The sequence below is a fragment of the Pseudomonas sp. 9AZ genome (genome assembly GCF_902506525.1).
Taxonomy (GTDB): domain Bacteria; phylum Pseudomonadota; class Gammaproteobacteria; order Pseudomonadales; family Pseudomonadaceae; genus Aquipseudomonas; species Aquipseudomonas peli.
This window is the reverse complement of sequence record NZ_LR733840.1, coordinates 3,649,971-3,662,483: the sequence shown is the minus strand read 5'-3', so window position 1 is coordinate 3,662,483 and position 12,513 is coordinate 3,649,971. Positions and strand designations below refer to the sequence as shown.

Annotated in this window: 6 protein-coding genes and 1 other RNA gene; 1 reads left to right on the top strand and 6 read right to left on the bottom strand. The window is 60.0% G+C overall.

The genetic code is table 11. The features are described from left to right. Positions 1–71: 71 nt before the first annotated feature. Positions 72–2,525 (bottom strand): site-specific integrase, encoded by a 2,454-nt coding sequence (locus ALTER154_RS17135; protein ID WP_160088803.1) that lies wholly within the window; start codon positions 2,523–2,525, stop codon positions 72–74. 99 nt (positions 2,526–2,624) lie between these two features. Further along, positions 2,625–3,016: a transfer-messenger RNA gene (gene ssrA, locus ALTER154_RS17130) on the bottom strand. Positions 3,017–3,163: 147 nt separating this feature from the next. Between ssrA and ALTER154_RS17125 the strand changes: the two genes are divergently transcribed. Then, positions 3,164–6,079, top strand: coding sequence for an ATP-binding protein (locus ALTER154_RS17125; protein ID WP_160088801.1), 2,916 nt, complete (start codon positions 3,164–3,166; stop codon positions 6,077–6,079). Positions 6,080–6,123: 44 nt separating this feature from the next. Here ALTER154_RS17125 and ALTER154_RS17120 read toward each other — a convergent pair whose 3' ends face one another. The 4 genes from ALTER154_RS17120 to ALTER154_RS17105 form a co-directional block, all read right to left on the bottom strand. Continuing rightward, positions 6,124–6,369 carry a hypothetical protein gene (locus ALTER154_RS17120; RefSeq protein WP_160088799.1) on the bottom strand — a complete coding sequence of 82 codons (246 nt, stop codon included), beginning with the start codon at positions 6,367–6,369 and terminating at the stop codon, positions 6,124–6,126. 72 nt (positions 6,370–6,441) lie between these two features. Next, positions 6,442–9,249 carry an FAD-binding and (Fe-S)-binding domain-containing protein gene (locus ALTER154_RS17115; RefSeq protein ID WP_160088796.1) on the bottom strand — a complete coding sequence of 936 codons (2,808 nt, stop codon included), beginning with the start codon at positions 9,247–9,249 and terminating at the stop codon, positions 6,442–6,444. 14 nt (positions 9,250–9,263) lie between these two features. Then, entirely contained in the window at positions 9,264–10,418 is a 1,155-nt protein-coding gene (gene lldD / locus ALTER154_RS17110; protein WP_160088794.1) for an FMN-dependent L-lactate dehydrogenase LldD, read from the bottom strand. Positions 10,419–10,496: 78 nt separating this feature from the next. Then, entirely contained in the window at positions 10,497–12,191 is a 1,695-nt protein-coding gene (locus ALTER154_RS17105; protein WP_160088792.1) for an L-lactate permease, read from the bottom strand. Between the last annotated feature and the right edge of the window lie 322 nt (positions 12,192–12,513).

Here is a 12,513-nt window from a genome sequence, read left to right as displayed (position 1 = left end):
TATTATGATTCATTGACAGTTTGTCAATGAATTTTTGGCGCTAGGGGTGTTTTCCCCTAGCGCCGGCTCAGCTATCGGGTGATGCGGGATTGCCAGTGACGTTTCTCTGCTCTATTAGCGGTTGGTGCTTTGGTGCCTCCAGCTGGACGTCCGATGCGGAAGACTCCCTGTTTGACTTGTAGCGCCTTGTAGTCGCTGTAGAGGATATGGGTAGTCGATGTTTCAAAGTCGATCTTGTCGAGCTCCTCTTTCAGCACATAGCTCGGATAGCAGTCGCCATAGCCGCCGGTGGTGCTGCGGTCGGCATGGCCGACCAAGGCCTTGCCGATCAGCATGTCTAGCTTCTGTCGGCGAAACTGATTAATGAGCGTATGCCTTAGGCCGTGAAAGGTCAGCTCGTCATCCCCGAGTCCGCATAGTCCCAGATAACCTTTGTCATCTTTGTCCGAGCCTCGGAACCAGCGGCTGGCAGTGTGCCCTGGTGAAAGGTCGCCATACACGCGGATTTTTTCAAAAAGCGGAGCTGAAAAATTTCCGTCCGTTGCATCCAGGCGCTGTCGATGAAACTCCAGAAATCCAGCCTCCAGGATGACTTTGTGCAGAGGCACGAGGCGCTCCGAGTCGACGGTTTTCAACTGTCGTGCCCCGGAGCTGCTGATGCTGATCACCCACACGCCCAGCTCTTCGCGAATATCGCCGAGCTGGAGCTGGCAAAGCTCGCTCAAGCGGGCGCCGGTATACAGGCCGAGCAGTGGGAGCCAGAAGCGGTAGTCATCCAGGCGCCAGCGGGGTGGTGCTTTGAGCGTATAGGTCGGCCCATTGAGCAGTTGATCAATCTGCTTGGGGTTATAGGTGCGCTTGCGCGGCGAGGGGGCGCCCTTCGTGCTGAATGCCAATCCTGTGGCCAGGTTCTCCTTCAAATAGCCTTGGTCGTGCGCGTAGCTAATGAGCGCCCGAGCCAGTTCAAAGAATTTTTTCGCTGTGCGTGCATTGATGGGCTCGTACTTGCCGCCCTGAATAATCTGGCTCAGGGGCTGATAGCGGGTGGCGCGCAAGCGGTGACGGTTTTTCGGGTAGCTGCGCAACTGATCGCGTAGCGCATTGAAGTCCGCTCGGGTCAGGGTAGTGAGTGGGCGATGTCCGCCGATAAGTTCGGTTAAGCCTTCGAGTCTTGAGTGCATGGTGATGCGAGTGCGCGGGTTCTGCCAGGCGCCCTCGCGTACCTGGCGCTCTTCGAACTCCTTGGCGAGGGTACTGAAGTGAAGGGTTGGTGCCCCCGTTGTTGGAGGCTGGATCAGGCCGTCATTTGCTGTCGGTGCTTCAAACAGTGCTTGTAGCTTTGCGTTCTGAGCGGGTGACAGCACGCTGCTCAGTGCCCCCAGCAGTGCTAGCGTTCCGGCGTCTTGCGGTGCTGTGATTGCGTCGTTGGCCGCGCTCATATCCGGCAGTGTGTACATCGGTTCGGCGGGTGGGATCGGGCCGAGCATCCGCCGGATCAGATCCTGGATTTCTTGCAGGGCGCGTTCATAGGCATCCGCTGATGGGGCTTCAATAAAGCTTTTCACTAGGATCTTGTCGATCTGCCCCAGGCTGAAGTGCAGCAGGATTGATGCAAGGATGGGTGAGCTGGTGAGCAGCTCGATGCGCATCTTCTCGGGGCGATTGGGGTCACGTTTCAGGCTTGGATCGCCTAGGGGAATCAAAATGGTATAGAGCCCGCTTTCTTCTTGCAGGGTCTGAAAGTGGTGGCAGAACACAAAGTGATCGGCCTGCTCGGAAATCCGGTTCAGGTGAAACATCACGCTATGTGCCGACTGCGGTAGCCCCGGCGGAATATGCAGCAGATTGCGGCCCTGGTCTGGCCTGGCAAAGCACAGGTACTCGTAGAGAGATAACATCGTGATAAGCGGATGCCCGGCTTTGTGGATGTTCTTGGCCAACGGGGTGGTTTCCATCACCGTGATAGCGCTGTAGATGTAAGCGGCAGCGGCGTTAGCGACGACTGGATCGTTGGTGCCAAGGGGCCAGTCGAAGCGAGTGAAGCCGAACTTGAGAGTGTGACGCAGCGCTTCGCTAGGAAATAGGGCGAAGTGGATTTCACTGCCTGGCTCATTGCAATACAGCACGGTGTGTTCTTTGCATTCTTTCAGCAGGCGTTCATGCCCGGCGCTCAGGTCGGTATTGGCAAGAGCGGTTGGGGTGGGGCGGAGTGCCCAGATTTTCTGCTGGCTGTCGACAAAACGCCTGATTTCAGCTTGTAAGAGATCAAGCTTGGACAGGAAGAGCTCCGGGATGAGTTCTTTGAGCGGGTTTTTGAAGGGCTGGAGTAAATCCTGAATGCCTGCGTTCAGGTGCTTGGCAAGGTCGCGGGCGAGGGCTTCATCGTGGCCTAGCGACCAGCGAATTTGTGCGGGCAGCTTGGGGTGGGAGCCGATATTGCTCGGGAAGGTGAAGTAGAACTGGAAGCCTGTTTTGGCTTGATAGACGAGGTGTTGAACACCGGTTTTGCTTTGGCGCTTGGACATGATGGCATACCTTTTTGGATTCACAGAAGGACTGTGTGAAATCCAAAGCCATCAAATCGTGCCTGAAACCCGCGTTTTAGACGGGTTTCAGGGCTTATTTGGTGGAGCCGGGGGGATTTGAACCCCCGTCCGCCAGTTCTCCACTTTCGGTACTACATGCTTAGCCGTGTCTATTGAGTTAATCCGCAGCCGCCCGACGGGCAGGGTGCTTTGGACGAGTTGTGTAAGTTTTAGCCGCTTTGTCCACAACGTACTACGCGGCGATCCTGTTCTGCATGACAATCACTTCAGGTTTACAGGCATCCCCTAGTGATCGCTGGAGCCGAAGCTACCAGAAGGACTAGTCGCGCCGCTTACGCAGCGAGAGCGTAGCCCTCGTAGTTTTCGTCATTGGCAACTATAGAAAGTTGCAACAGTGGATTTACGACTTCTGTTACCAAGTCGGCATGCACCTAGAGCTTCGCTACCGGCGTCGAATCCTAATCGGCCCCGAAACTTGTGTCGCTGGTACTGGGACGCGAGTCTACGCCAAAGGTTCCAAAGCGTCGACCCAGCAATTGCCTGGCGGACGTTTAGGGTGCTTGCCGGCTATGATTGCATCCTGCACATTCGCCTTGCCTTCAGGATGAGACCCTCGTATGCCGCGCGCGTCGCGTTACCCTTTGCGTCAGTGGATCTGGCGCGCTTTTGTGCAGAGTGCCCTGATACCGCTGATTCTGGTCGAGTCGGTGTTGATCACGGTTTACCTGTTGAGTAATGCCGCAATTCGCGATGCGCAAATTGAGCATTTGCAGCAGAGCGCACTGGATGACCTGTCTGCTGCGGTGGTGCGTGAAGGTCAGGTGATCGATGGCCGTCTGCGTTCAGTTGAAGCGCAGGTACAGATTTTCCGTGATGCGGCACTCAATGCTCTGGATAACCGCACGTTTGAGCCTGATGCGCTGGAGCGTCAGCGGCATGCGCTGACGGACAGCGGGGTGTTCTACAGCCGCAGCGATGATGGCCGCGCGGCCTCGTTTTATGCCAACAGCACGCCGCTGGCCAAGCAGGACCACGCCAAGGCGTTACGCCTGTCGCAGCTCGACCCGTTGATGCGCTCAATTCAGGCTGCCAACCCACGGGTGGCAGCGGCCTATTTCAATACCTGGGACAGCTACAACCGCATTTACCCCTTCTTTATGACGCCCGAGCAGTATCCCCATGACATGGTGATACCCGATTACAACTTCTATTACCTGGCTGACGCCAAGCACAACCCTGAGCGCAAGGTGGCCTGGACCGACGTTTACCTCGACCCGGCAGGCATGGGCTGGATGATGTCGGCCGTGGCGCCGGTGTACCGCGGTGATTTTCTCGAAGGGGTTGTGGGCCTGGATATCACGGTTGGGCAGATGCTCGCGGAAATCGGTGAGCTGGATGTGCCTTGGAACGGTTACGCCATGCTGGTCAGCCGCGATCACAACATCATGGCCTTGCCGCGCGCAGGCGAAGAGGATTTTGGCCTGCGCGAGCTGACCGAGTACTCCTATGCCGAGGCGGTGCGGCGTGAAGTGCTTAAGCCTGAAGACTTCAACTTGGCCAAACGCACCGAGATGCAGCCGTTGCTGAAGGCCATGGCAGCCGGCCAGGGCAATGTGCAGGAAGTTGAACTTGGTGGTCGCAAACAGTTGATTGCCTGGAGCGAGATTCCGCAAACGGGTTGGCAGCTGCTGTTGGTGGTCGATGAGGCCAATATTTTCAGTGAGACCAATCGCCTGGCAGAGCGTTACCTGCACATCGGTTATCTGCTGATTGTCGGTTTAGGGCTGTTCTATCTGCTGTTCTTCGCGCTGATGTGGGTGCGTTCACGGCGGCTCAGTGATCAGCTGGTGCAGCCGATGGATGGGGTCGTCGGGATGATGCGCGAGCTGGGGCAGGGCCATTACCAGCCCAGTGCGCCGTCCAGTCAGATTGATGAACTGATGAGTATGGCTACAGCGGTGCAGCAGACGGGTGAGCAACTGCAGGCCAGTGAAGTGCAGCGATTAGAAGCGCAGCGGATTCTTCAGTTGGTACTGGAAAGCACCACGGAAAGCCTCTGGGAGGTTGAAGCGCACAGCATGAGCATCACGCTGAGTGAGCGCTTCCTCAAGCGCTTCGGTCTCACGCAGCCGAGCATCACCTTCAGTGAGTTCAATCAGCGTGTACACCCCAATGATCTGGAGCGTATTCGCCACCTGCGTCAACTGTTCGCCAGCAGTGGCGAGGACCGTTTTGAGGCGGAATACCGCTACGCAGATGCCCACGGTCATTACGTCTGGCTGCTGAGTCGCGGCAAGGTGCTGGAGCGTGACAGCGAGGGCCGAGCCCTGCGCGTGGCCGGCACCCATGTGGATATCACCCGCCTTAAACAGGTGCAGGAAGACCTGCGCCGCGCGAGTCTGGACGCTCAGGCCGCCAGCCAGGCCAAGAGTCGCTTTCTGTCGAGCATGAGTCATGAGTTGCGTACGCCGCTTAATGCGATTTATGGCTTTGGTCAGTTGATCGAGATGGAGGCGCAGGACAAACCCGAAGCCAAGCTGGAGAGCGATTACGCCCGCGAGATCGTCAATGCCAGTCGCCATCTGACCTCATTGGTGGACGACATTCTCGATCTTTCGAGCATCGAAAGCCGCCGTCAGCAACTCAAGCTGGAGTCTGTGGAGGTGGGCGCGCTGCTGCACGGTTGCGCTGAGCTGGTGCAGCCTGAAGTGCAGCAACGTCAGTTGCAGCTGCAGGTGCTGGCTGACGCCGACGCCGGCCTGTATGTGCAGGCGGATATGCGCCGGGTGCGCCAGGTAGTGCTTAACCTGCTGTCCAACGCGATCAAGTACAACAGCCCGCAGGGCTTGATCCACATGGGTTATGAGGTGCGCTCCAGTTGCGTGCGCTTATGGGTTGAGGACAACGGCACAGGGCTGACAGCCGAGCAGCAAGCCAATCTGTTTCAGCCGTTCCAGCGCCTGGGGCGTGAGAACTCCAGCATTCCTGGTACCGGAATTGGCTTGGTACTGTGCCGCGAGCTGGCCGCTTTGATGGCCGGTGAAATGGGCTTTAGTAGCAGTGCCGGTGTGGGCAGTCGCTTCTGGATTGACCTGCCCGGCGCTGCGGCTCCGGCGGCACAACCGGCTGCTGATGAGGAGTCTGTGTCAGAGCAGCCCAGGCAGCTGGCCGAGGTACTGTGCGTGGAAGATCACCCTGCCTGCCTCAAGGTGGTTCAGGAAGCCCTGCGTGAATTTGCCGAGGTACGTGGCGCTGGCTCGGTACAGCGGGCACTGGCGGAGCTGGAGCAATGCACGCCGACCCTGTTGCTGCTGGACCTGGATCTACCCGATGGCAACGGCATGCAGGTGCTGGATGCCATGCGCCTTAATCCGCGGTTGCAGGCGGTGCCAGTGTTGGTGATCAGCGCGGCGGCAGATGAGGCGGTGTTTGCCGAGGCCCGTCGGCGCGGTGCGCAAGCCTGTTTAGCTAAACCGATTGACTTGGCTCAGGTGCGCCGCGTGGCGCTCAGTCTTCTAGGGCAGGCGCTCTAAAAAGTGCCTTCGGCAATTCTGCCGAAGGCGTTGAGCTACCCGGACTATTCGCTGGCTTCAAGCAATTGCAAAGCCTCACCCAGCGCCTTGACCGACTCACCGTGATTGCCGGCCTTGTGCAGGGTTTCGCCTTCGGCGCGTAGCTTTTGTACTTGCGCGAGTACTGCGGCATCGCTCGGCGGATCAGTTTTCAGCAGGCCATCAATCTTGGCCATATCCGCTGGGCAGTGCATGGCCCAGAGCGAGGTGCTGAAGAGTGCGGTAGCAAGGAAAGTGGCAAGACGGCGCATGGCGTGGCTCCAGCGAGTGGGTAGGGTATTCAGTATAGAAAACCCTCACTCATTGACTGGGCCGCTGGTCACTCAAACCCTGGCGCTGCTCACCCTATCCAGCAGGTATACCAGCCCGTGGTAATCAATGCCGCCGTGCTGGCTCAAGCCAATTTCGCAGGTACGACTGGTGCTGATGCCTTCCTCGCAGTACTGGACGGCGGACTTCAGGCTGCGCAAGGCGTGATCGTTCAGCTCGGGCGTAGTGAAGCCCTTGTCACCGGCAAAGCCGCAACAGTGAATGCCTTCCGGGATAACCACTTCTGAGGTGCAGCGCCTAACGATATCGATCAGGCCCTGTGCCTCCCCAAGATGCTGGGTGCTGCAGGTGACATGCACCGCCACCGCTTTGTCCTGCGGGGTAATGTGCAGGCGGTCGAGCAAGTGCTCACGGATAAATTTCACCGGGTCATGCAGTTTCAATCTGGCGTTTAGGCCGTCCTGAATCAGCCTTAGGGTGCAGGGGCTGGTGTCGCAGTAGATCGGGTCGAGGCCGCCGCGGCTGGCCTTGAGCAGGGCGTCGATCAGCTCCTGCTTCTTGCGCTCGGCTTGCTCGGTATAGCCTTTGGATGCGAACGGCTGGCCACAGCAGAGGTTGTCCAGATCATCCGGGAACACCACCTGAAAGCCGCCTTTCTCCAGCAGTGCGCGGGTCTTGTCGAACAATGGCATTTGCTCGCTATCGCTGGCCGCCGGGCCCATGGCACGGGATACGCAGGCGGCCAGGTAGACCACCCGTGGCCGCGCATCATCATTCGTCTTGGGCAGTTGCAGGCGCTGCACCGGTTGCGGCATCGCTGGCGTCCACTGCGGCACGCGACCCTGGCTGGCCTTGCTAAGCGCCGCCGAGGTGCGGCTCAGCAATGGCGCGCCCATGATCATGCGTGCGCCGTTGGCCACATGCAGCATCACCCGCGCGCCCTGCATGGCGCGGTGGAAGTTGTTGGCCAGCCAGTCGGCACTGCGCGGGCTGTTGGCGACGCTGCCGCGCAGCTGGCGCACCAGATCGCCGGTGTTGATGCCCACCGGGCAGCGCTGGGCGCACAGGCCGGTGGCAGCACAGGTGTCGATGCCCTGGTACTGGTAGGCGGCTTCCAACTCGCGGGTGTCGATGCCGACGCGCTTTTTTGCCTGGATATCGCGCCAGATCACGATGCGCTGGCGTGGGCTCAGGGTCAGCCCTTTCGATGGACACACCGGCTCACAGAAACCGCACTCGATGCACTTGTCGATGATCTCGTTGGCGGCCGGCAGCGGCTTGAGGTTTTTCAGGTGGATGTCACGATCTTCGGAGAGGATCACATCCGGATTAAGGATGCCCTTGGGGTCGAGCAGGCGCTTGATCTGCCACATCAGCTGGTAAGCGTCATTGCCCCATTCCAGCTCGACGAAGGGTGCCATATTGCGTCCAGTGCCGTGCTCGGCTTTCAACGATCCGCCGAACTCCACCGCCACCAGCTGCGCCACGTCGTCCATAAAGGCCGAGTAGCGAGCGATCTGCTCAGGCGTTTCGAAGGCCTGGGTAAACACGAAGTGCAGGTTGCCTTCCAGGGCGTGGCCGAAAATGATCGCCTCGTCGTAGCCGTGTTTATCGAACAGCGCGAGCAGTCGGTTGACGCCTTCGGCGAGCTGTTCGATGGGGAAGGTCACGTCCTCGATAATCACCGTGGTGCCGGTCTGGCGCACCGCGCCGACGGCGGGGAAGGTGTCCTTACGGATCTTCCACAGCAGGTTGTAGACGGTTGGGTCTTCGCTGAAATCCACCTGCTTTTCCAGGGGGAAGTCGGCGATGGACGCCATGATCAGTTGCAGTTGTTCATGCAGCAGGCTCTGGCTGGCGGCGCGGGATTCGATCAGCAGCGCGCATGCGCTATTCGACAGCCCCTTGACCCACTCCGGCATGCCCGGTTTGTTCTGCACCGAGCGCAGGCTGCGGCGGTCCAGCAGTTCCACGGCGGACACCGGCTGCTGCTTGAGCACCGTCACTGCGCGGCAGCAGCTCTCTACATCGGGGAACACCAGCAGGGCGCTGGCCTTGTGCGGATGATCCGGCACGGTGTTGTAGGTCACCGCGCTGATAAAACCCAATGTGCCTTCGGAGCCGACCAATAGGTGACTGAGGATATCCAGCGGCTGATCGAAATCCACCAGGGCGTTAAGCGACAAGCCGGTGGTGTTTTTCAGGCGGTATTTATGGCGGATCTTGGCCGCCAGCGCGCTATTCGCGCGGGTCTGTTTGCCCAGCTCGTTCAGTTGCGCCAGCAGGTCGGCGTGGGTGGCGAAAAAGCGTGTGACGCTGAGTGGGTCTTCGGTATCCAGCACCGTGCCATCGGCCAGCACCAGACGGATGCCAGCCAGGGTGTGGTAGGTGTTGTGCGCCGTGCCGCAGCACATGCCACTGGCGTTGTTGGCGACGATGCCGCCGATCTTGCAGGCGTTGATCGACGCCGGGTCAGGGCCAATCTTGCGCTGGAAGGGCGCCAGAACGGCATTCGCTTGAGCGCCAATTACGCCCGGTTGCAGGCGGATCTGGCTGCCCTGACCACGGACTTCCCGACCGTTCCAGTTGTCGCCGAGGACGATCAGTACCGAGTCGCTGATGGCTTGCCCAGACAGGCTGGTGCCGGCGGCGCGGAAGGTCACTGGCACCTGATGGGTGCTGGCCAGCTTGAGCAGGTCGACCACTTCCAGCTCCGCTTCGACGCGAACCACCAGTTTGGGGATTAACCGGTAGAAGCTGGCATCGGTGCCGAAGGCCAGGGTCGACAGCGGGTCGTCGAAGCGCCGCTCGGCAGGGATCAGGCGTTCGACGGCGGTGAGAAAGGCGGCAGGCAGGCTCATGCAGGCTCCGAAAGTCAGGATGCGGCGTGGTGCAGTTCGCGCACCAGCGAATCGGCCGTGATCTCGCTGATCGATTTGGCTCCGGTCAGCACCATGGCCACGCGCATTTCCTTTTCGATCAAATCCAGCAGGTTGCTCACCCCTGCGCCACCGGCAGCTGCCAGGGCGTAGATAAAGGCGCGACCGAGCATCACCGTATCCGCACCGAGAGCGATCATGCGCACCACGTCCAGACCGGTGCGAATGCCGGAGTCGGACAGAATCGCCAGATCGCCTTTTACTGCATCGGCAATCGCCGGCAGGGCGCGTGCGCTGGACATCACGCCATCAAGCTGACGGCCACCGTGGTTGGAGACGACGATGCCATCGGCACCGAAGCTCACTGCGTCCTTGGCGTCCTGCGGGTCGAGGATGCCCTTGATCACCATCGGCCCGTCCCAGAATTCACGAATCCATTCCAGGTCTTTCCAGCTGATCGAGGGGTCGAAGTTGTTGCCCAGCCAGCCAATGTAGTCGGCCAGGCCCGTGGGGTTGCCACGGTAGGCGGAGATGTTGCCCAGGTCATGGGGCTTACCGAGCAGGCCGACATCCCAGGCCCAGCGCGGGTGGGTCATGGCTTGCAGCATGCGCCGCAGCGGTGCATTCGGGCCGCTCATGCCTGAGTGGGCGTCGCGGTAGCGGGCGCCAGGTACGGGCATGTCGACGGTAAATACCAGGGTGGTGACGCCGGCGGCCTTGGCGCGCTCCAGGGCGTTTTTCATAAAGCCACGGTCTTTCAGCACATACAGCTGAAACCACATCGGCCGGTCGATGGCCGGCGCGACTTCTTCAATCGGGCACACCGACACGGTCGACAGGGTAAAGGGAATGCCCTTGGCGGCGGCGGCCTTGGCAGCCTGCACCTCACCGCGACGGGCGTACATGCCGGTCAGGCCGACCGGGGCCAGTGCCACCGGCATGCTCAGGGTTTCGTTGAACAGACGAGTTTCCAGGCTCAGTTCCGACATGTTGCGCAGCACGCGCTGGCGCAGGGCAATGTCCGCTAAATCAGCAACGTTGCGCTTGAGCGTGTGCTCGGCATAGGCGCCGCCGTCGATGTAGTGAAACAGAAACGGCGGCAGCCGGCGTTGCGCGGCGGCGCGGTAGTCGGTGGAGGCAGAAATGATCATGGAATCACCCAAGCAGGAAAAAGGGTTGCAGCGAAACGTCAATGCGCGCCGCCCAAGCGGCGCACATTCAGGCGTGTATCAGCTCGCCATCAGCGGGTCGCTAACGCCCAACACATACACGGCAAACAATGCGATCAGGCCGGTAAACAGTACGTAGTACAGGGTAGGCCAGACGGTCTTGCGCAGGATGCTGCCTTCACGGCCCAGCAGGCCCACGGTGGCCGAAGCGGCGACGACGTTGTGGATCGCCACCATATTGCCGGCTGCAGCGCCGATCGCTTGCACCGCGACCACCAGCGCGCTGGAAATACCCAGGCTGCTGGCCACGCCGAACTGGAACTGGCTGAACATCATGTTGCTGACAGTGTTGGAACCGGCAATAAAGGCGCCCAGGGCACCCACGCTCGGCGCCAGCAGCGGATAGATACCGCCTACGCTGTCAGCCACCCAGCGCGCCATCAGGATCGGCATGCTCGACAGCTCGGCGGCGTTGACCCCGGAGTTGATCAGGATGCGCACCATCGGCACGGTAAACAGCAGCACAAAGCCGGCACTGAGCAGCACGCTGGACGATTCTTTCACCGCTGTACCCAGCTCGCGCAGTTTCATGCCATGGAAGAAGAAGGTGGCGATGACCACGGTGACCAGAATCCCGCCCGGCAGGTACAGCGGCTGGAAGTTGGCGCTGATCCCGGTTTCGCCGAGCAGGTCGGGGAAGTTCAGCATCACCGCTTTCAACGCGGCGCTGACCTCGGGGAATACCCGGCTGATCACCAGCAGCACGCCGACCAGCACATACGGCAACCAGGCGCGCAGGGCGCTCATCGGTTTGGCGGTGAGTTGGTCGAGCTTCATTTCCACGGTGCCCAACCACTCGGCTGGCCATTTGTCCGCCGGGGCGAAATCCCAGGTGGTTTTTGGCAGCAGAAAACCCATGCGCGCAGCGCTGGTGACAATCGCCAAACCAATCAGACCACCGGCCAGCGACGGGAACTCAGGCCCGAGGAACACCCCGGTCAGCACATAAGGCACGGTAAAGGCCAGGCCGGCGAAAATCGCGAATGGCAGCACTTCAAAGCCAGCCTTCCAGCTTTTCTCTGCGCCGAAGAAACGCGTCAGCATCAGCACCATCACCAGCGGCATCACGGTGCCGACAATGGCATGGATGATCGCCACTTCACTGGTGATCAGCTGCAGAAACTGCGCCCAGGATGAACCTTGTTCAACCAGCTGCGCGCCGATGGTGGCGCTATCCAATCCGGTGTTGATGCCGACGATGATCGGTGTACCCACTGCGCCGAAGGACACCGGCGTGCTCTGCACCAGCATGCCGAGCATGACCGCAGCCATGGCCGGGAAGCCGATGGCCACCAGCAGTGGTGCGGCGATGGCCGCAGGTGTGCCGAAGCCAGACGCGCCTTCGATAAAGCAGCCGAACAGCCAGGCAATGATGATCGCCTGGATACGCCGATCCGGGCTGATGGTGGCAAAACCGGCGCGGATCGCGGTGATACCGCCGGAGTGCTTGAGGGTGTTAAGCAGCAAAATCGCGCCGAAGATGATCCACAGCAAACCGAGGGTGATCAGTAGCCCCTGCACCGTAGAGGCCAGTACGCGGTTAAAGCTCATGTCCCAGGCAAACAACGCCACACCAGCGGTAAGCAGGTAGACCAGAGGCATGGCGTGTTTGGCCGGCCAGCGCAGGCCGATCAGCAGCACAGCGGCGAGCAGGATGGGCGAGAACGCCAGTAGAGCAAGAAGACCTGTCGACATGGTGGTCTCCCCTTAACGCTGCGCGTTGCGCATGGGTGAATGCGGGTGCACATCGTGATGCAGCGTTGCGGCGGGTATAAGCAATAGAGCCGGCATGGGGAGACCTCGTTGGATTCTTGGAATTGTTTTAGTTTGGTTAATTGGTAATACCAATTTACAAGACTGCGCGGTCAGGGTAAAAGTGCGGCCTCCAGCCTGTCAATTAGCTGCCTTACGACTTTGGTCGTAAGGGTGCGTCTTGCTTGGCTGTGATGGCGGCGATAGGCTTGCCGGCAGCGGGCCGCAAAGGCCCATAGCAGGTGGTCAAACCAGTGGAGTGCGG

Excerpts from the sequence above, each read along its gene's own strand:
- lldD (WP_160088794.1), bottom strand. The coding sequence starts at position 10,418 with ATGATCATTTCTGCCTCCACCGACTACCGCGCCGCCGCGCAACGCCGG.
- ALTER154_RS17105 (WP_160088792.1), bottom strand. The coding sequence starts at position 12,191 with ATGTCGACAGGTCTTCTTGCTCTACTGGCGTTCTCGCCCATCCTGCTC.
- ALTER154_RS17120 (WP_160088799.1), bottom strand. The coding sequence starts at position 6,369 with ATGCGCCGTCTTGCCACTTTCCTTGCTACCGCACTCTTCAGCACCTCG.
- ALTER154_RS17135 (WP_160088803.1), bottom strand. The coding sequence starts at position 2,525 with ATGTCCAAGCGCCAAAGCAAAACCGGTGTTCAACACCTCGTCTATCAA.
- ALTER154_RS17125 (WP_160088801.1), top strand. The coding sequence starts at position 3,164 with ATGCCGCGCGCGTCGCGTTACCCTTTGCGTCAGTGGATCTGGCGCGCT.
- ALTER154_RS17115 (WP_160088796.1), bottom strand. The coding sequence starts at position 9,249 with ATGAGCCTGCCTGCCGCCTTTCTCACCGCCGTCGAACGCCTGATCCCT.